We start from the raw sequence: 724 nt of genomic DNA, 5'->3' as shown, positions 1-724 counted from the left end.
TTTTTGACTCTTTCTATTATACCTTCTTTTCTCCCTTTGTCAATAGGTTTGTTAGATTTATTTTCGACTTTTATAATAAATTTTTTGAAGATGTTATCCTAAACATTACTATCTTCTATAGTATTTTAGTCCCCTAGAAAGAACTTACAAGCTTTTTCGTTTCACCAACTTCACGACCGCCTCTGTCCGTGCGGTGTGAGGAAACATATCGACTGACTGGATGTAGTGGAGGTCGTATACTTTCACAAGTTTAACCAAATCTCGTGCTAATGTTGAAACATTACAAGATACATAGACCATCTTTTCTGGAACATAGGTTAGGATTGTCTCTAACAACTCATCATCTAAACCAGTTCGCGGAGGATCTACAATCAAGGCATCTGCTCGGTATCCTTCTTTGTACCAACGTGGAATAATCTCTTCTGCAGTCCCAGCTTCATAATAGGCGTTATCAAATCCCATTCTCTGGGCATTTCGCTTGGCATCTTCAATGGCTTCCGGGATAATGTCCATTCCTCTGAGGCTCTTGACCTTCTTCGCGAAAGCAAATCCAATCGTCCCAACACCGCAATAGGCATCAATCAAATGATCTTCTTCACTAACATCTAGGGCCTTAACCGCTTGACTATAGAGAATCTCGGTCTGCTCAGGATTGAGCTGATAGAAGGCTCGAGGGGAGAGAGAAAACTCATAGTCGAGTACTCCTTCTTGAATACTCTCTTGG

1 protein-coding gene is annotated in these 724 nt (G+C 40.9%); it reads right to left on the bottom strand.

The annotated features are described in order from the left end of the window. Window positions 1–144: 144 nt before the first annotated feature. The coding region (gene rlmD, locus SORDD24_RS10560) for a 23S rRNA (uracil(1939)-C(5))-methyltransferase RlmD (RefSeq protein ID WP_081103594.1) at window positions 145–724 on the bottom strand (580 nt) is incomplete at its 5' end.

Source organism: Streptococcus oralis (assembly GCF_001579175.1).
GTDB classification, from domain to species: Bacteria; Bacillota; Bacilli; order Lactobacillales; family Streptococcaceae; genus Streptococcus; species Streptococcus oralis_O.
Note: the sequence above shows the minus strand (reverse complement) of the source record. Positions and strands in the feature narration are given on the sequence as shown.